Below are 18,414 nucleotides of genomic sequence, written 5' to 3' on the forward strand. Positions count from 1 at the left end.
CGTTCAGCCCGCTAGTCGACGGGCTTCGCAGCGGCCGTCTTCCGGGCCGGAGCCTTCGTCGCCGCGGTGGCCGTCTTCTTGGCGGCCGTCTTCTTCGCGACCGTGCCCGTCGCCTTCTTGGCGGGCGCCTTCTTCGCCGCGGTGGCCGTCGCCTTCTTGGCGGGCGCCTTCTTCGCCGCGGTGGCCGTCTTCTTGGCCGCCGTCTTCTTCACCGGCGCCTTGGTCCGCTTCTCCGCGAGGAGCTCGTAACCGCGCTCGGGCGTGATCGTCTCGACGTCGTCGTCCCTGCGCAGCGTGGCATTGGTCTCGCCGTCCGTCACGTAGGGGCCGAAGCGGCCGTCCTTGACGACGACGGGGCGCTCGCTGACCGGGTCCGTGCCGAGTTCCTTGAGCGGCGGCTTGGCGGCCGCCCGGCCGCGCTGCTTGGGCTGGGCGTAGATGGCCAGCGCCTGTTCGAGGGTGATGCTGAAGAGCTGGTCCTCGGTCTCGATGGAACGCGAGTCGGTGCCCTTCTTCAGATACGGGCCGTAGCGGCCGTTCTGGGCGGTGATCTCGGTGCCGGACTCGGGGTCGACGCCCACGACGCGGGGCAGCGACATCAGCCGGAGCGCGTCCTCAAGGGTCACCGTGTCCAGGGTCATGGACTTGAAGAGGGAGGCGGTGCGCGGCTTGACCGCGTTCTTGCCGGTCTTCGGCGTGCCCTCGGGGAGGATCTCGGTGACGTACGGGCCGTAGCGGCCGTCCTTGGCGACGATCTGCCGGCCGGTGCCGGGGTCGGTGCCGAGTTCGAAGTCACCACTGGGCTTGGCGAGGTACTCCTCGGCGACCTCGACGGTGAGCTCGTCCGGCGGAAGGTCGTCGGGGACGTCGGCGCGCTGGCCCGGCTCGCCCTCGACCTCGCTGGGCTTCTCGACGTACGGGCCGTAGCGGCCGACGCGCAGCATGATGCCGTTGCCGACGGGGAACGAGGAGACCTCGCGGGCGTCGATGGCGCCGAGGTCCTCGACCAGTTCCTTGAGGCCGCCGAGGTGGTCGCCGTCGCCGTTTCCGGCCTCGGCGGCCGTGCCCGCGGCGCCGGCGCCCTCGGTGCTCTCCGCGCCGAAGTAGAAGCGGCGCAGCCACGGCACGGCCCGCGCCTCACCGCGGGCGATGCGGTCGAGGTCGTCCTCCATCTTGGCGGTGAAGTCGTAGTCGACCAGGCGGCCGAAGTGCTTCTCCAGCAGGCCGACCACGGCGAAGGACAGGAAGGACGGGACGAGGGCCGTGCCCTTCTTGAAGACGTAGCCGCGGTCGAGGATCGTGCCGATGATCGACGCGTAGGTCGACGGGCGGCCGATCTCGCGCTCCTCCAGCTCCTTGACCAGCGAGGCCTCGGTGTAGCGGGCGGGCGGCTTGGTGGAGTGGCCGTCGGCGGTGATCTCCTGCGCGGTGAGCGCGTCGCCCTCGCTGACCTGCGGCAGGCGGCGCTCGGAGCTGTCCAGCTCGGCGTTGGGGTCGTCGGCGCCCTCGACGTAGGCCTTCATGAAGCCGTGGAAGGTGATGATCTTGCCGGAGGCGGAGAACTCCGCGTCCCGGCCGTCGGCCGAACGCCCGCCGACCTTGACGGTCACCGACTGGCCGACGGCGTCCTTCATCTGGCTGGCGACCGTACGCATCCAGATCAGCTCGTAGAGCCGGTACTGGTCGCCGGTGAGGCCGGTCTCGGCGGGGGTGCGGAAGCGGTCGCCGGAGGGGCGGATCGCCTCGTGCGCCTCCTGCGCGTTCTTGACCTTGCCGGTGTAGACGCGCGGCTTGTCGGGCAGGTATTCGGCGCCGTACAGCTGGGTGACCTGCGCACGCGCGGCGGCGATGGCGGTCTCCGACAGCGTCGTGGAGTCGGTACGCATGTAGGTGATGAAGCCGTTCTCGTACAGCTTCTGGGCGACCTGCATGGTGGCCTTGGCGCCGAAGCCCAGCTTGCGCGACGCCTCCTGCTGGAGGGTGGTCGTGCGGAAGGGCGCGTACGGCGAGCGGCGGTACGGCTTGGACTCGACGGACCGGACGGCGAAGGACGTGTCGGCCAGGGCGCCGGCCAGGGCGCGGGCGGCGGACTCGTCGAGGTGCAGGACGGTGGCGTTGTCCTTGAGCTGCCCGGTCGACGCGTCGAAGTCGCGGCCCTGGGCGACCCGGCGGCCGTCGACGGTGGTCAGCCTGGCGGCGAAGGTGCCGGGGTCGGAGGTGTCACCGGCACGGCCGGTGGCGAAGGTGCCGGACAGGTCCCAGTACTCGGCGGTACGGAAGGCGATGCGCTCGCGCTCACGCTGGACGACCAGGCGGGTCGCCACGGACTGGACGCGGCCTGCCGACAGCCGCGGCATGACCTTCTTCCACAGGACCGGCGAGACCTCGTAGCCGTAGAGACGGTCGAGGATCCGGCGGGTCTCCTGGGCGTCGACCAGCGGCTGGTTCAGCTCGCGCGGATTGCGCACGGCCTCCTGGATGGCGTCCTTGGTGATCTCGTGGAAGACCATCCGGCGGACCGGGACCTTGGGCTTGAGGACTTCCTGCAGGTGCCAGGCGATGGCCTCGCCCTCGCGGTCCTCATCGGTGGCGAGGAGGAGTTCGTCGGAGTCCTTGAGCAGGTCCTTGAGCTTCTTGACCTGCGCCTTCTTGTCGGCATTGACGACATAGATGGGCTGGAACTCGCTGTCGACGTTGACGCCGAGCCGCGCCCACGGCTGGCCCTTGAACTCGGCCGGCACCTCGGCGGCCCCGTTGGGGAGGTCGCGGATGTGCCCGACGCTGGCCTCGACCACGTATCCAGGGCCGAGGTAGCCCTTGATCGTCTTCGCCTTGGCAGGCGACTCGACAATGACGAGTCGACGGCCGCCCTGTGCGGTTTCGCGGGTCGGGGACAACTTCGCTCTTCTCTCCGGGTCGAAGGTGGTCTCGCTGCGGAGTGTGACCGTACATCCCGGTCCCGTGTCAAACGGGAAAAGTCCGCAACGCCACTCGAACGGTAACCCGACTTCCATCGTGTCTGCCGCACGGACCGCAACCCATGTCCGATTCATCCTGGTGGCATTACGTGTCATGGACGCGACTCGACGTGATCGATCTGCGCTCAGATACGTAGAAAGGACCAGACACCCGCGAGGAGCGAGGCCGCTCCGAACATCATGGCGAGCACGGTCGCGGCCGGTCCGCCGCCCTCGGTCACCGGGGCGTGCCGGGTGACACGGGTCACCGTCCACAGCAGCAGAGCGGCCCCGAAGAGCGCGAAGACCGTCCCGGCGAAGACGGCGGGTGCGGTGTCCATGGCGTCCCCTCTCTCAGCGCGCGTCCCCGTGCGTCCGGCGGCGCGCGCCGCACGCTGTCACGCTCGGACGAACGCCCGGTGAACCCGGGGGGACGGGAGGGAACGCCGTGGAACGCGGTGGCGCGATTTCGACGGTCGTACCGTTGTTCGCGCAGGCGTTCGTACCGTCCCCAAGGCCCCTCTCCCACACCTTGACCGGCCTGACAATATGTCCGAGAACGACGACCGGATTTCCACAACACGGGGGAGCACCCGAGATGTCCGACCCGAACAACCCCTACGGCCCTCCGCCCGCCGAGGGTTACGGCTACCCGCAGCAGCCGGCCGGCCAGCCCGGCTACGGCCAGCCCGAGTACGGCCAGCCCGGCCAGCCCGGCCAGCCCGGTTACGGCTACCCGCAGCAGGGCGGCTACCCGCCGCCTCCCGGGGGCGGCTACGGCTACGGCGTCGACCCCAACGCGCCGCACGGCTACGACCAGTACGGCCGCCCGCTGTCGGACAAGTCCAAGGTCGTGGCGGGCGTTCTGCAGCTCCTGGTCGGAGGCCTGGGCATCGGCCGCTTCTACACCGGCGACATCGGCATCGGCCTGGCCCAGCTGTTCACCTGCGGCGGCTGCGGCATCTGGTCGCTGATCGACGGCATCCTCTACCTCACCAGCAACGACCGCACCGACTCCGAGGGCCGGATCCTGCGTGGCTGAAGCGCTGACGCGGCTGCGGGCCGTGGCCGCACGACCGGCCACGGCCTCTCTGGCGTCCGCGGTCGCGGGCCTCGGCGCGGCCGCGTATCTCTACGGCACCGATCCGCACCAGCCCGGCCACTGGCTGCCCCGCTGCCCCTTCAACTGGGTGACCGGGCTGCTGTGTCCGGCCTGCGGCGGCACCCGCATGGTCTACGACCTCATGCACGGGAATCCGGCGGCGGCCTTCCACGACAACATGGTGCTGCTGGTCGCCGCGCCGGCCGGGCTGTACCTGTATCTGCGGTGGTTCGCCGAGGGTCTGCGCGGCCGGGTCTACCGGCCGTCGCTCAGGCCGCGTGCGCAGGCGGCCGTGCTGGCAGTGGCCGTACTGTGGGCCGTCGTGCGCAATGTGCACTGACCGGGCTTTGGCAACGCGGCGATCACGGTTGCGTGACAAGACGTAACTAACAGGCCGAAGGCCGGCTTCTGATGCAAAGATCTCGTCAATCCGCGGCGGGGGGCCGGATTTTCTTTCATGCGCTCCTGCCGCCGTCCCCAGATGATCGCGCTAGGAGCAACACCCATGGCTACGCCCACACCTGACGCCCCGTTCGGCTTCGACGCCCAGGGCCGTCCGCTGTCCGACAAGAGCCGGACCACCGCCGGTCTGCTCACCCTCTTCCTGGGCGGCTTCGGTGTCGGCCGCTTCTACACCGGCCACACCGGCATGGCGCTGGGTCAGCTCTTCACCTGTGGCGGCTGTGGCATCTGGTCGCTGATCGACGCGATCATCTTCTTCACCAACGAGGAGCGCACCGACGCCCAGGGTCGCGTGCTGCAGAAGTAGTTCACGTACGGCATGACGAGAGCCCGTCCGACCGGTCCTGCCGGCGGACGGGCTTCGTCATGCCGTCAGCCCGTGACCGGCTCCAGGAAGCCCTGCTCGACCAGCACCCGGATCGCCTCCGGCGTACGGTCCCGCAGCACGACCGGATCCTCGCCCAGCAGCTGGGCGATCGCGTCCAGGATGGCGCCGGCGGTGAGGCTGCCGTCGCAGACCCCGGCGAAGCCCGCGCCGACCGTGTCGGCCTTGGTGGCCCTGCGCATACCGCGGTTGGCGCGCAGCACCACGTGCTCGGGGTCCTCGGCGCCGGGGAGGCCCACCTGCTCCTGGACGACCTCGTCGGCGAGCCGGAAGCGGGCGGCCAGCAGCGCGGCGTCGTCGTGCGCGCGCAGGAAGTCCTGGCGGTCGAACCAGGCGGCGATGTGCGGGCCGAGCGGCTGTTCCACCGGGTGCGGCCATTCCTCCGCGACGACGGACGGGCGGTCCGAGCCGGTCCTGCGCAAGGTGATCCACCCGAAGCCGACACCCTTGACCTTGCGCTGCTCGAAGGCGTCGAGCCAGGCGTCGTAACGTTCGGCGTACGCGGCCGGGTCGGCCAGATGGTCACCGCCGTCGCGCAGCCACAACTCGGCGTACTGGGTGATGTCCTGGACCTCGCGCTGCACGATCCAGGCGTCGCAGCCCTGCGGGATCCAGGAGCTGATCCGCTCCCGCCAGTCCTCGCCCGCCGTGTGCTGCCAGTTGGCGAGCAGCTGGCAGTAACCGCCCTCGTTGAGATGGCCGGCCGCCTGCTGGACGAGTGTGCGGCACAGGTCGTCGCCCGTCATGCCGCCGTCCCGGTACGTGAAGCGGCTTCCCGGCGAGATGACGAAGGGCGGGTTGGACACGATCAGGTCGAAGCGTTCGTCCCCGACCGGCTCGTACAGGCTGCCCTGCCGCAGCACGGGCTCGCGGGCGCCGGACAGGGCGAGCGTGAGGCGGGTGAAGTGCAGCGCGCGCGGGTTGAGGTCGGTCGCGGTGACCCGGGTGGCGTGCCGGGAGGCGTGCAGCGCCTGTACGCCCGATCCGGTGCCGAGGTCCAGCGCGCTGCCCACCGGCCGGCGCACAGTGATGCCCGCCAGTGTCATGGACGCCCCGCCGAGCCCGAGGACGAGATCGGCCCGGTCCACCCCCGGTGTCGTGCGGATGCCGTTGGCACCGCCGACCGCGCATCCGAGATCGGAGACGATCCACCAGTCCTCGCCGGCCCCGTCCCCCGCGTACGGACGGACGTCGACCGTCGCCCGGACCTCGTCGCCGTCGCGCAGCAGCCAGCCGTCCGCGAGCGCCTCCTCCAGCGGAAGCGCTTCGCGCAGCGCGGCGTACGGCACCGCCTGCTGGAGCAGGAAGAGCCGCACCAGGCTTTCCAGCGGGCCGCCGCCACGCGTCGCGCGCAGCGCGGGCACGGTCTCGGCCCGCGAGAGCGCGGCGTAGGCACTCGCACCGAGCAGATCGAGGCAGCCGTCGGCGGTGAAGGCCGCCGCGCGCAGCGCGTCTCGCAGCCGCGCCGTACGGGCGGTGGTGGGGAGGGCGTCCGTGGTACTCACGGTGTCATTGTGCTGCACCGGGACCGTCACCGTGCGGTGGGCGGACCCGCCGCACGGCGGACGGCGTACCCACCACCCGAGTGCTCACCCCGCCGAGGCGCTCGGGGACACACTGCCGCCCTCCTGACAGCCCGGCTGGTTGGCCATGGCGGTGCCGACCTCGCCCTTGCGCAGGGTGTCGAGGGCCTGTTCGCCGCTCTTGCTGACCTTGCCGAGGTTGTCCGAGACGGTCTTGAGGCCGTCGGCGAACTTCGCCTGGTCCTTGGTGTTGAGAGCGTCGACCTGCTTCTTGAGGTCGGCGTAGGAGGTGGAGAGCTTGGTGAGGTCGGAGACCGCGTCCTTCTGCAGCGTGGCGCCCTTGTCCACGGGCGGGTCACCGGCCTTGTCGACAATGCTCGCAAGGGATCTGTAGGCGTCCGAGATCTGCTGGAAGGCCGCGGCGTCCGCCTTCTGCACATCGGCCGGCTTGCCCGCGCTGTCGACCTTGGTGATCGCCGTGTTGGCGTCGTTGATCTTCTTGACCTGGGTGGCGGCCTGGTCGCAGACCGTCTTCGCCCAGGTGTCGAGTTCCTTGTTGCCGTCGTCGCCGCACGCGGACAGCGATCCCACGGCAAGTACCAGAGCCGCACCGGACAGCGCAGCCGCGAATTTGTTCGTCACCGGTTGTCGTTCCTTCCCTGGCTCTACGGCCCCGGAACCTACACGGAGTACAGGCTCCGGGCCTCACCCGGCCGCGCTTTTAGTACTGTATTAAATACATTTGTACCAAGCAACCAGTGACAAACCTGACGCGGAAGCAGATGGCGGGCGCCACCCCAAAGGGTGACGCCCGCCATACAGCTGACGGTCCGACGCTAGGAGACGACCGCCGGGTCGGCTGATCGTGACGCCGTCTCGGTGTTGCTCTCGTCGTCGCCCATCGCGATACCGCGCCGCTTGGAGATGTAGACCGCGCCGACGATCACGACGATGGAGACCGCCGCGACCCCGATGCGCACGCCGAGATTGGCGTCCTTGCCGTACGAGAACTGCACCACCGCCGGGGCGATCAGCAGCGCCACCAGGTTCATCACCTTGAGCAGCGGGTTGATCGCGGGACCGGCGGTGTCCTTGAACGGGTCGCCGACCGTGTCCCCGATGACGGTGGCGGCATGCGCCTCGCTGCCCTTGCCGCCGTAATGGCCGTCCTCGACCAGCTTCTTGGCGTTGTCCCAGGCGCCACCGGAGTTGGCCAGGAACACCGCCATCAGCGTGCCGGTACCGATCGCCCCGGCCAGGTACGAGCCCAGCGAGCCGACCCCGAAGGTGAAGCCGACCGCGATGGGCGCCAGGACCGCGAGCAGACCGGGGGTGGCCAGTTCGCGCAGCGCGTCCTTGGTGCAGATGTCGACCACCCGGCCGTACTCCGGCGTCTCGGAGTAGTCCATGATCCCGGGGTGCTCGCGGAACTGCCGGCGCACCTCGTAGACAACCGCGCCCGCCGACCGCGAGACGGCGCTGATGGCGAGCCCGGAGAACAGGAACACCACCGCCGCGCCGAGCAGCAGCCCGACCAGGTTGTTCGGCTGGGAGATGTCCAGGGTGAGCCAGCGGGCGTCCGAGGCGGGGATGTCCGCCTTGGCGACCGCCGTGTCGATGGCCTCCTTGAACGAGCCGAACAACGCGGTCGCCGCGAGGACGGCGGTGGCGATGGCGATGCCCTTGGTGATGGCCTTGGTGGTGTTGCCGACCGCGTCCAGGTCGGTGAGCACCTGCGCGCCCTCGCCATGGACGTCGCCGGACATCTCGGCGATGCCCTGGGCGTTGTCCGAGACGGGGCCGAAGGTGTCCATGGCCACGATCACGCCGACCGTGGTCAGCAGCCCGGTGCCGGCCAGCGCGACCGCGAACAGGGCCAGCCACACCGACGTACCGCCCAGCAGGAACGCGCCGTAGACCGACAGGCCGATCAGGACCGCCGAGTAGACCGCGGACTCCAGCCCGAGGGAGATACCGGCGAGGACGACGGTGGCCGGACCGGTGAGCGAGGTCTTGCCGATGTCCTGGACCGGGCGGCGGCTGGTCTCCGTGAAGTAGCCGGTCAGCTGCTGGATCAGCGCCGCGAGCACGATGCCGATGGCCACCGCGATCAGGGCGAGGATCCGCGGGTCACCCGGGTGCGCGGCGATGGCCGCCGGTACACCCTTGAGGTCCGCGTACGAGGACGGCAGATAGACGAAGGTCGCGACGGCGACCAGCACCAGCGAGATCACGGCGGAGATGAAGAAGCCGCGGTTGATGGCGGTCATGCCGCTGCGGTCGGAACGGCGGGGCGCCACCGCGAAGATGCCGATCATCGCGGTCAGCACCCCGATCGCCGGGATGAGCAGCGGGAAGGCCAGACCGGCGTCGCCGAAGGTCACCTTGCCGAGAATCAGCGCGGCGACCAGGGTGACGGCGTACGACTCGAAGAGGTCGGCGGCCATACCCGCGCAGTCACCGACGTTGTCGCCCACGTTGTCCGCGATGGTCGCGGCGTTGCGCGGATCGTCCTCGGGGATGCCCTGCTCGACCTTGCCGACCAGGTCCGCGCCCACGTCGGCGGCCTTGGTGAAGATGCCGCCGCCGACACGCATGAACATCGCGAGCAGCGCCGCCCCGAAGCCGAATCCCTCCAGCACCTTGGGCGCGTCCTGCTTGTAGATCAGGACGACCACGGAGGCGCCGAGCAGGCCCAGGCCGACGGTGAACATCCCGACCACACCACCGGTGCGGAAGGCGATCTTCATCGCCCGATGGGAAACCGTCGTGAGGTCCGCCTTCGGCTCACCGGGCCCCGGCGTCGCGGCGCGCGCGGCCGCCGCCACCCGGACGTTGCTGCGCACCGCCAGCCACATGCCGATGTAACCGGTGATCGCCGAGAAACCGGCGCCGACCAGAAAGAACGCGCTGCGGCCGATCCGCTGCGAGGTCGTGTCGGCGGGCAGCAGCATCAGCAGGAAGAACGCCGCGACCGCGAAAACGCCCAGCGTACGGAACTGCCGTGCGAGATAGGCGTTGGCGCCTTCCTGCACGGCAGCGGCGATCTTCTTCATGCTGTCGGTGCCCTCGTCGGCAGCGAGCACTTGACGTACCAGTACCGCCGCGAGCGCCAGTGCGGCGAGCGCGACGACCCCGATGACGAGTACGAGATTGCGGTTGCCTTCGGTCAGCACCGGTGAGGCCGCCAGAGATGAAGCGATGTCCTGCGTGTGAGGGGTGATTTGCCCCGCCATTCGTCCTCCTTGACGCTTGGCACATGGGCGCGCGGCTCCGCGAGACGTGCGACTGCGACAGCCGCTGCGCTCAGGCGAACTGAGCAAAGATGTGGACGGATTGTAGGGAGCCGAACTAGATCAAAACAGGGCGCAGGAGCCTGTTTGAGCCCCGAACGGGGCTATAGCAAAGCGCCCGCACCATAAATTTCACCGTAAACGGTGAATGGGGCAGGCGCTACAGGTGACACGGAAGCGGCTCGCGGCCGACGTGAGGCACCGGGTTCACCGGGGTCGCCGGGGGCGCCGGGGGCGTCAGGGGCGCAGGGGTCGCCGGGGCACGCAGGGATCGCCGGGGCACGGAGAACATCGGGCACAGCGTCGCTCAGGACACCGGCCGGCCCACCGGGCGCGTCACGGGGTGGGCCACCGGGTGGTTCACAGGGCCGTCGTCGGCCAGGTCATCCGGATCAGACCGCCGTTGTCGCCCTCGAAGACCTCGACGTCGTCGACCAGTCCGCTGATCACGGCCAGGCCCATCTGACCCTCGTCATCGGCCTCGGAATCCTCCGGAGCCGGCTCGTCCGAGCGCGCCGAGGGCACGGCGGAGGTGGCGGAACCGCCGGGGGCCGTGCCGTTGACCGGCGTCGCGGGCACCTCGTCGCCGACCTCGATGGAGAACTTCTTGTCGTCCTCGGTCAGCAGCACCCGCACCGGCTTGTCCACACCGCTGCTCCGGTGCAGGCCCACCGCACGGCTGCACGCCTCGCCCACGGCGAGCCGGACCTCGTCGAGGACGGCCTCGTCCACCCCCGCCCTGCGGGCTACCGCGGCCGCGACAAGACGTGCGGTGCGGACGTGCTCCGGCAGAGCGCTGAAGAGCAGTTCTACGGTGGGCATGGCGGCCTCCCCCTCGTACCTGTGGGCGGGCATCGCGGGGGCCCGGGCGTCACTGCGCCCGGCACCCCGCGTACGTACAGCGAACAGCCGGTCAGTCGGTCGCCGCGACGGCCTCGTCGACCGAGGTGTGGATGGGGAACACCTTGGTCAGGCCGGTAATCCTGAAAATCTTAAGAATGCGCTCCTGGTTGCACACCAGGCGAAGCGAGCCTTCATGCGCACGCACCCGCTTGAGCCCGCCGACGAGCACACCCAGGCCGGTGGAGTCGAGGAAGTCAACGCCTTCCATGTCCACCACCAGGTGGTAATTGCCGTCGTTCACGAGCTCGACCAGCTGCTCGCGCAGCTTGGGCGCGGTGTACACATCAATCTCGCCGCCGACCTCGACGACCGTACGGTCGCCAACGGTTCGAGTCGACAGGGACAGGTCCACGGATCCTCCAGCACCTTGCATCGAGCGGTCGCCCCCCATGGATCGGCAGCCGCGTTGGCATTCAATCACTTACCAGCGGGCGTGTACGACGCCTTACGGCGATTGTCCGTCATGCCAGTGACACACTGAGTGCCGATGGCCCAGGATCTTCCGCAGTCGGCGCACAGCCGCCCGTCCCCCCGCGTCCTTCTTGAGCGGCTCGCCACGGGGGCAGGCAGGGCCGCGCGCATCACCCATACGGAGCACTTGCCCGCAAGGGTCGGTCGCCATGCCGATTGGCCTGATCAGATCCGTAGTGAAGTGATCGAAGCCATACGGCAGACGGGTATTGAGCGCCCCTGGGAGCACCAGGCGCGCGTCGCCACCCACGCTATCGGCAACACGTCGGTCGTGGTCGCCACCGGCACCGCTTCCGGCAAGTCGCTCGCTTATCTGGTGCCGGTGCTCAGCGCCCTCCTCGACGGCTCCGAGGCCCCGAACGGCCGGGGGGCCACCGCCCTGTACCTGGCGCCCACCAAGGCCCTGGCGGCCGATCAGCGGCGCGCCGTGGCCGCACTGGCCGCCCCGGTGGGCACGGCGGTGCGCCCGGCGGTCTACGACGGCGACACGCCCTTCGAGGAGCGGGAGTGGGTACGCCAGTACGCCACGTACGTACTGACCAATCCCGACATGCTGCACCGGGGCATCCTGCCGGGCCACGCGCGCTGGGCCTCCTTCCTGAAGGCGCTCCGGTATGTCGTGATCGACGAATGCCACACCTACCGCGGGGTATTCGGGTCGCATGTCGCCCAGGTGCTGCGCAGGCTGCGGCGGCTGTGCGCCCGCTACGGCTCCGACCCGGTCTTCCTGCTGGCCTCGGCGACGTCCGCCGACCCGGCGGAGGCCGCGGCCCGGCTCACCGGGGTGCCGGTGGCCGAGGTCACCGACGACGCCTCGCCGCGCGGAGAGCTGGCCTTCGCGCTGTGGGAGCCGCCGCTGACCGAGCTCAGCGGCGAGCGGGGCGCACCGGTACGGCGCACCGCCGTGGCCGAGGCCGCGGACCTGCTGACGGACCTGGTGGTCCAGGGCACCCGCACGGTCGCCTTCGTACGGTCCCGGCGGGGCGCCGAGCTGGTCTCCGTGATCGCCAAGGAGCGGCTGGCCGAGGTCGACGCCTCGCTGCCGCGCCGGGTCGGCGCCTATCGCGGGGGCTACCTGCCGGAGGAACGGCGCGCCATCGAGCGCGATCTGCACGACGGCCGGCTGCTCGGCCTCGCCTCCACCACCGCCCTGGAGCTGGGCGTCGACGTCTCCGGGCTCGACGCCGTCCTGCTGGCCGGCTATCCCGGTACGCGGGCCTCCCTGTGGCAGCAGGCCGGGCGGGCGGGCCGCGGCGGCCAGGGCGCGCTGGCGATCCTCATCGCCCGGGACGACCCGCTGGACACCTATCTGGTCCACCACCCCGAGGCGCTCTTCCGGCGGCCGGTGGAGTCCACCGTGCTCGATCCCGACAACCCCTATGTGCTCGCCCCGCATCTGTGCGCCGCGGCGGCCGAGCTTCCGCTCGGCGAGGCCGACCTGAAGCTCTTCGGCCCGGAGGCCGCCGGTCTCGTCGGTCAGCTGGAGGAACGGGGGCTGCTCCGGCGGCGCACCGGCGGCTGGTACTGGACCCGTCGCGAGCGTGCCGCCGACCTCACCGACATCCGGGGCGGCGGCGGCCGTCCGGTGCAGATCGTCGAGGCCGGTACCGGACGGCTGCTGGGGACGGTGGACGCGGGCGCGGCGCACACCACGGTGCACGAGGGCGCGGTCCATCTGCACCAGGGCCGCACCTATCTGGTCCGGCGGCTGGAGCTGGAGGACGCGGTGGCCCTGGTCGAGGAGGCCGATCCGTCCTACTCGACCATGGCCCGGGACGTGGTCACGGTCGCCGTCCTCGACGTCGAGCAGGAGGAGGCCTGGGGCGAGGCCCGCCTCTGCTTCGGCTCGGTGGAGGTCACCAACCAGGTTGTCTCCTTCCTGCGCCGGCGCCTGATGACCGGCGAGATCCTGGGCGAGACCAAGCTCGACCTGCCGCCCCGCACCCTGCGCACCCGTGCCGTCTGGTGGACCATGACCGACGGCCAGCTGGACGCCGCCCAGGTGCACCCCGAGGAGCTGCCCGGCGCCCTGCACGCCGCCGAGCACGCCTCCATCGGCCTGCTGCCGCTCTTCGCCACCTGCGACCGCTGGGACATCGGCGGCGTCTCCGTCGCCCTCCATCCCGACACCGGGCTGCCCACCGTCTTCGTCTACGACGGCCACCCCGGCGGTGCCGGCTTCGCCGAGCGTGCCTTCCGAACCGCCCGCCGCTGGCTGACCGCCACGCGTGAGGCGATCGCCGCCTGCGAGTGCGACTTCGGCTGCCCCTCCTGTGTGCAGTCCCCCAAGTGCGGCAACGGCAACGACCCCCTGGACAAGGCGGCGGCGGTACGGGTACTGGACGCCCTGCTGGCCCCCGTCAGGGTCCCGCCCGGGAGCGGACCCGGGCCGGACCCACGGACACCGTGAGGTCGGCGACCTCGCCCACCACGGCGCAGCGCAGCAGCCGCGCGCCCTGCGCCGCCGCGACCCGGTCGGCGAATGCGCAGGCGGCGGTCCGGCCGTCGAGGGCGTGGTCGGCGGCGGCCAGCGCCGCCAGGTCGGCCGCCGCACCGGCCCGATGGCGGGCGGTGAGCGCGTGCCCCACGGCGAGGAGGACACCGGCGGACACGCAGAGGAGGGCCACGATCAGGACGGCCCAGACGGTGGCGGAGCCCCGGTCCCGGTCCCGGTCCCGCTCTCGGTCACAGTCACGGTCACGGCGGGCGGCGGCGGTCATGGCGCCTCCGCGAGAGCCGTGGCGTCGCCCCGCACGGTGAGAACGGCGACCCGGGCGGTGACGCGGACCCGGACGAGGTCTCCCATGTGGTCGAGCGCCACCGCCGCGCCGCTGGGGGCGGCGGACCGTGCCGCGTCCAGCGCGGCTGCGTCGCTCTCGCCCCGGGCCGCGGCCCGTGCTCCGGCGCGTGCGGCGTCGACGCAGCGGATCTGGGCGCCGACGGCCGCCAGGCCCCAGAGCAGCACGGCGGCCACGAGGAGCAGGGACGGGATGGCGGTCGCCGCCTCGGCGGTGACATACCCACGGTCAGACCCGCGGTCAGACCCGCGGTCAGACCCGCTGCCGGGCCCATGGTCAGAACCCGGCATTGAGGGCTCGCTCGATCAGGCCGCTCAACGCCGAGCTGACGGCTCCACTGGTCACGACCTTGTACAGGACGGCCGCGAAGCCGCAGGCGGCGAGTGTGCCGACCGCGTACTCGGCGGTGGTCATCCCCGCTTCGCCGACGGCGCGGCCGAGCCTGCGGCAGCGGGTCCGGCCGGGAGTGCGGGAGCCCTTGAAAACGTTCTTCCTGGTGTTCCTGAGGACGCGTACGGACATGACGATCTCTCCTTACGGTGCATGGGAGTTCAGCGGGTGGTGGCGGCGAGGATCGGGCCGGCCAGGCCCATCACCACCGGGGCCACCCCGACGAGCAGGAAGGCGGGCAGGAAGCAGAGGCCGAGCGGGGCGGTGGCCAGGACACCGGCCCGGCGGGCACGGGCCACGGCGGCGCGCGAGCGCTCGGCGCGGTAGGCGGCAGCCAGCCGGGAGACCTCGCCGACCGGCGGGATGCCGGTGGAGGAGGCCCTTTCCAGGCAGCGCCCCAGGTCGTGGGAGCCGAGCCGGGCCCAGCAGGCGGCCGGGTCGGCACCGAGCCGCAGTTCGGCCGCGATCCGGGTGAGCGCGTCGCCGAGCGGTCCGCCGAGCGAACGGCCCACCGCGTCGGCGGCCTCACGCGGCCCCGCCCCGGCAGCCAGGCACGCGGCTATGAGGTCGGCGGCGAGCGGGAGTTGACTTGCCTCGCCGGCGCGCGACGCTGGACCGGCCGCCGGGCGGGGGCGGCGCTGGAAGCGTCGTATCCCGTAGGCGGCAGCGGCTCCCGCCAGGCCGCCCGGGACCCCGCCCAGCAGCACGGCCACCCCCAGCCCGGCTCCGGCCACCGGCAGCCAGGGGCGCAGCACTTGGGGCCGCCAAGGCAGGACGGGCAGTCCCGAGGCCTCGGGCGGTGTGCCCAGCAGCGCCCTCAGCCGCCGTCCGGCGGCGCGTTCACGCCGGGCACCGATCACTCCGCCGGCCGCGCAGGCCGCCGCCGCGAGGACGGAAAGAATTATCCCCAGGCTGTGGACAACCTCGCCGCTCATGGCGCACCCCGCTCCGCCGACCGGACGATGCGGCCGGTCCACGCCAGTCCCGCCCACTCCAGCAGGCCACCCGACACGAGGCAGGCCAGCCCGGCGGGGGTGTGCAGGAGCACCCGCAGGGGGTCGGCGCCGAAGCCCGTGCCCAGCAGGACGCCGAGCAGCGGGAGCAGGGCCAGCAGGACGGCCGTGGAGCGAGGGCCGGCGAGCTGGGCGCGCAGGTCCTCACGCTCGGCGTGCTCGGCGCGCTGGACGGCGGCGATGCGGTCGAGGCCGTCGGCGAGCCCGGCGCCGCCGTCCACGGCGACCTGCCAGCACGCGGCGGCCCCGGCCAGGCCGTCGGCGCCGGCCTGGTTCGCGGCGGACCGCAGGGCGGCGGGAACGTCGCCCCCGAACCGGGCCGCGGCCAGCAGCAGCACGGCGGCGTCGGCCAGTTCGGCCCGCTCCGGCCACCCTTCACGGCCCAGGGCACCGGCGAGGGCGGTGTGCGGGGCCAGCCCGGCGCGCAGGTCGCCCGCCACGGCCGAGCAGAGCGCGGTCACCGCCCCGGCCCGCCGCTCGACCGCCGCCGCGCGGTCACGGGCCCGCAGCCACCGCCCGATCAGCGGTACGGCGGCCGCCCCGGCCAGCGCGGGCAGTACGGAGTGCGCGGCCAGGCACGCCAGCAACCCGGCGGGGAGACAAAGGACTTCACGGCCCAACCGCCATCCGAACCGGGCCCGGAAGGGAGCGAGCAGGGCCCGGCACCGGGTTTCCCAGGGCACGGGTGGCGGCGCCCCGCCGGCGAACAGCAGCCGTGCCCGGCGCAGCGCGTCGTCCCGCCCGCCGAACGCCCAGGCGGCCCCGCCGGCGCACAGCGCCGCCGCGAACGCCAACTGCGCCGCCGTCGCGCTCACCGTCCGGCCCCCCGCTCGCACAGCGCCGTCAACCGGGCCCGGCCCGGGCCGCTTCCGGCGCCCAGGACGGCCGGCACGGTTCGGACCAGGCCGTCCCGGCCCCGTTCCAGTACATGGATCTCGGCGACCCGGCGCCGCCCGGTCCGGTCCCTCGCGAGGTGGACGACGACGGACAGGGCGGCCGCCAACTGGCTGTGCAGCGCCGCCCGGTCGAGCCCGGCGGTGGATCCCAGCGCCTCCAGCCGGGCCGGGACATCGGACGCCGCGTTGGCGTGCACGGTGCCGCAGCCACCTTCGTGGCCGGTGTTCAACGCGGCCAGCAGATCGAGGACTTCGGGCCCCCTGACCTCGCCCACCACCAGCCGGTCCGGCCGCATCCGCAGGGCCTGCCGGACCAGGTCCCGCAGGGTCACCAGGCCCATGCCCTCCTGGTTGGCAGGCCGGGTCTCCAGTCGTACGACATGCGGGTGGTGCGGGCGCAGTTCGGCCGAGTCCTCTGCCAGGACGATCCGTTCGGCCGGGGCCACCAGCCCCAGCAGGCTGCTCAGCAGCGTGGTCTTGCCGGTTCCGGTGCCACCCGAGACCAGGAAGCCGAGCCTGGCGTCGAGCACGGACCGCAGCACCGCGGCGGTCCCACGGTCCATGCTGCCCGCCGCGATCAGCTCGTCGAGGGTGAAGGCCCTGGTGCGCACCACGCGCAGCGACAGGCACGGCGCGTCGCCCACCACCACCGGCGGCAGCACGGCGTGCAGCCGCGTGCCGTCCGGCAGCCGGGCGTCCACCCAGGGGCGAGCGTCGTCGAGTCTGCGGCCGGCGGAGGTGGCGAGGCGCTGGGCCAGCCGTCGTACGGCGGCGGCGTCCCGGAAGCGGATGCCGCTGCGTTCGAGGCCGGCGCCCCGGTCGACCCAGACCTCGTCCGGGCCGTTGACCAGGACGTCGGTCACCTCGGGCTCGGCGAGCAGCGGTTCCAGCGGGCCGGCTCCGACGATCTCGGACCGCAGGGCGGTGACGACCCCGAGGACCTCGGTGTCGCCGAGCAGCCGCCCCTGGGCCCGCAGCGCGGCTGCGACACCGGCCGGTGTGGGCTCGTCGCCGGAGGCGGCCAGGCGCATCCGTACGGCGTCGAGGACGTCGAGCGGTTCGGCGTTCATGCGGCCACGCTCCCGCCGGTGCCGGTGCCGGGGACGGCCTCGGCCAGGAAGGCGGAGCAGAAGCGGCCCAGGGGGCCGCGGGGGTCGGTGCCGGGCGCCTCGCCCCGGTCGAGGGTGGCGGGCAGGCCTGGTTCCGGCGGCAGTTCGCCGGCGAGCGGGAGGCCGATGAGCTTCGCGATCGCCTCGTCCCCGAGGGCGCCGGAGCCGAACGGGCCCCGTGCGACGACCCGGACGTCCTTGAGCATCATGCCGATCCGTGCGGCGACCCGCCCCGCGGCGGCGACGGCCCGCAGTTCGGCGGGAACCACCAGGAGCCCGACGTCGATCTGGGCCAGTGCCTCGGTGGCGGCCTCGTCGATCCGGCGCGGCAGGTCGACCACGACCAGCCCGCCGCGCCGCCGGGCGGCGCCCATGACCGACCGCATGGCCTGCGGCGGGATGACGACGGCGTCGCCCCGGTCCCAGCTCAGCACGCTCAGCGCGTGCGCCCGCGGCAGGGACTCCTCCAGGGCAGCGCTGTTGACCCGGCCACGGGAGGCCGCGAGGTCGGGCCAGCGCAGCCCGCCGGCCCGTTCGGCCCCGAGCAGGACATCCAGCCCGCCGCCGAGCGGATCGGCGTCGACCAGTACGGTGCGCCGTCCGGAGCGGGCGGCGGTGACCGCCAGGGCGCAGGCGAGGGTGCTGGCCCCGGCGCCGCCCCGGCCGCCGATCACGCCGACGGTGAGGGCGGGCGCGCCGACGCCCTCCGCCGCGTCGGCGATCCGGTCGACCAGCCAGCTCTCGGCGTCGGGCAGGAAGAGCACATGGTCGGCTCCGATGTCGACGGCCTGCCGCCACACGTCCGGGTCGTCCAGATCCCGCCCGATGAGCAGGACACCGCCACGCCTGCCGGTGCCCCGCAGCCGCCGGGCACCGGCTCCCCGGTCCGCCCCGACCAGCACCAGCGGCGCCTTCTCCCAGCTGGCGGCGGGCGGCGGGGCGGCGAAGGCCACCTCCGGCTGCGCGCCGGCCGCCGCACACAGTCTCAGCAGGTCGTCGAGGAGCGCCTCGTCCTCGGTGACGATCAGCGGACCGGCCGGAATATCGGCTGCCGCCGCGCCTCGCTCATCCGTGATTGATTCAGCCACAGTCCCATCCCCCTCGTTCGTCCC

Annotated in this window: 18 protein-coding genes; 4 read left to right on the forward strand and 14 right to left on the reverse strand. The window is 72.3% G+C overall.

Going from position 1 to position 18,414, the window contains the following annotated elements; all coding sequences use genetic code 11:
• Positions 1-11: 11 nt before the first annotated feature.
• Together topA and RWE79_RS18535 are read right to left on the reverse strand one after the other, a co-directional pair.
• Positions 12-2,897, reverse strand: a complete 2,886-nt coding sequence (gene topA / locus RWE79_RS18530; protein WP_475941190.1) for a type I DNA topoisomerase — start codon at positions 2,895-2,897, stop codon at positions 12-14.
• A 206-nt stretch (positions 2,898-3,103) separates the two neighbouring features.
• Positions 3,104-3,298: a hypothetical protein gene (locus RWE79_RS18535; RefSeq protein ID WP_475941191.1), complete on the reverse strand. Its 195-nt coding sequence runs from the start codon at positions 3,296-3,298 to the stop codon at positions 3,104-3,106.
• Positions 3,299-3,555: 257 nt separating this feature from the next.
• Here RWE79_RS18535 and RWE79_RS18540 point away from each other — a divergent pair, with 257 nt between their 5' ends.
• From RWE79_RS18540 to RWE79_RS18550, 3 genes are all read left to right on the forward strand, one after another.
• Positions 3,556-3,999: a TM2 domain-containing protein gene (locus RWE79_RS18540; RefSeq protein ID WP_475941192.1), complete on the forward strand. Its 444-nt coding sequence runs from the start codon at positions 3,556-3,558 to the stop codon at positions 3,997-3,999.
• Entirely contained in the window at positions 3,992-4,399 is a 408-nt protein-coding gene (locus RWE79_RS18545) for a DUF2752 domain-containing protein (RefSeq protein WP_475941193.1), read from the forward strand. The genes RWE79_RS18540 and RWE79_RS18545 overlap by 8 nt, the downstream gene beginning before the upstream one ends.
• A 165-nt stretch (positions 4,400-4,564) precedes the next feature.
• Complete coding sequence (locus RWE79_RS18550; RefSeq protein ID WP_475941194.1) at positions 4,565-4,828, forward strand: TM2 domain-containing protein; 264 nt, start codon at positions 4,565-4,567, stop codon at positions 4,826-4,828.
• 65 nt (positions 4,829-4,893) lie between these two features.
• Here RWE79_RS18550 and RWE79_RS18555 read toward each other — a convergent pair whose 3' ends face one another.
• The 5 genes from RWE79_RS18555 to bldG form a co-directional block, all read right to left on the reverse strand.
• Positions 4,894-6,411, reverse strand: coding sequence for a DUF7059 domain-containing protein (locus tag RWE79_RS18555; protein ID WP_475941195.1), 1,518 nt, complete (start codon positions 6,409-6,411; stop codon positions 4,894-4,896).
• A gap of 84 nt (positions 6,412-6,495) precedes the next feature.
• Complete coding sequence (locus RWE79_RS18560) at positions 6,496-7,071, reverse strand: small secreted protein (protein ID WP_475941196.1); 576 nt, start codon at positions 7,069-7,071, stop codon at positions 6,496-6,498.
• 194 nt (positions 7,072-7,265) lie between these two features.
• Entirely contained in the window at positions 7,266-9,665 is a 2,400-nt protein-coding gene (locus RWE79_RS18565; protein ID WP_475941197.1) for a sodium-translocating pyrophosphatase, read from the reverse strand.
• Between the two features lie 417 nt (positions 9,666-10,082).
• Complete coding sequence (locus tag RWE79_RS18570) at positions 10,083-10,544, reverse strand: ATP-binding protein (RefSeq protein ID WP_475941198.1); 462 nt, start codon at positions 10,542-10,544, stop codon at positions 10,083-10,085.
• Between the two features lie 91 nt (positions 10,545-10,635).
• Entirely contained in the window at positions 10,636-10,977 is a 342-nt protein-coding gene (bldG, locus tag RWE79_RS18575; RefSeq protein WP_384628251.1) for an anti-sigma factor antagonist BldG, read from the reverse strand.
• Between the two features lie 135 nt (positions 10,978-11,112).
• On the opposite strand from bldG, the gene RWE79_RS18580 reads away from it, so the two are divergent.
• The gene (locus RWE79_RS18580) at positions 11,113-13,506 is read left to right on the forward strand and encodes a DEAD/DEAH box helicase (protein ID WP_475941199.1); all 2,394 of its coding nucleotides are present in this window, start codon (positions 11,113-11,115) and stop codon (positions 13,504-13,506) included.
• Here the strand turns inward: RWE79_RS18580 and RWE79_RS18585 are convergent.
• From RWE79_RS18585 to ssd, 7 genes are all read right to left on the reverse strand, one after another.
• The gene (locus RWE79_RS18585) at positions 13,457-13,816 is read right to left on the reverse strand and encodes an Rv3654c family TadE-like protein (protein WP_475941200.1); all 360 of its coding nucleotides are present in this window, start codon (positions 13,814-13,816) and stop codon (positions 13,457-13,459) included. The two genes, RWE79_RS18580 and RWE79_RS18585, sit on opposite strands and share 50 nt — an antisense overlap.
• A complete protein-coding gene (locus RWE79_RS18590) occupies positions 13,813-14,070 on the reverse strand; it encodes a TadE family type IV pilus minor pilin (RefSeq protein WP_475941201.1) in 258 nt (85 codons plus the stop codon). Before RWE79_RS18590 ends, RWE79_RS18585 begins: the two co-directional genes overlap by 4 nt.
• A gap of 100 nt (positions 14,071-14,170) precedes the next feature.
• Positions 14,171-14,416 (reverse strand): DUF4244 domain-containing protein, encoded by a 246-nt coding sequence (locus tag RWE79_RS18595; RefSeq protein ID WP_475941202.1) that lies wholly within the window; start codon positions 14,414-14,416, stop codon positions 14,171-14,173.
• A 29-nt stretch (positions 14,417-14,445) separates the two neighbouring features.
• Positions 14,446-15,219 (reverse strand): type II secretion system F family protein, encoded by a 774-nt coding sequence (locus tag RWE79_RS18600; protein ID WP_475941203.1) that lies wholly within the window; start codon positions 15,217-15,219, stop codon positions 14,446-14,448.
• Entirely contained in the window at positions 15,216-16,112 is an 897-nt protein-coding gene (locus RWE79_RS18605) for a type II secretion system F family protein (protein WP_475941204.1), read from the reverse strand. Before RWE79_RS18605 ends, RWE79_RS18600 begins: the two co-directional genes overlap by 4 nt.
• Positions 16,109-17,263: a TadA family conjugal transfer-associated ATPase gene (locus tag RWE79_RS18610; RefSeq protein WP_475941205.1), complete on the reverse strand. Its 1,155-nt coding sequence runs from the start codon at positions 17,261-17,263 to the stop codon at positions 16,109-16,111. Before RWE79_RS18610 ends, RWE79_RS18605 begins: the two co-directional genes overlap by 4 nt.
• Complete coding sequence (gene ssd, locus RWE79_RS18615; RefSeq protein ID WP_475941206.1) at positions 17,260-18,390, reverse strand: septum site-determining protein Ssd; 1,131 nt, start codon at positions 18,388-18,390, stop codon at positions 17,260-17,262. Before ssd ends, RWE79_RS18610 begins: the two co-directional genes overlap by 4 nt.
• Between the last annotated feature and the right edge of the window lie 24 nt (positions 18,391-18,414).

The organism is Streptomyces sp. RLA131 (assembly GCF_056270125.1).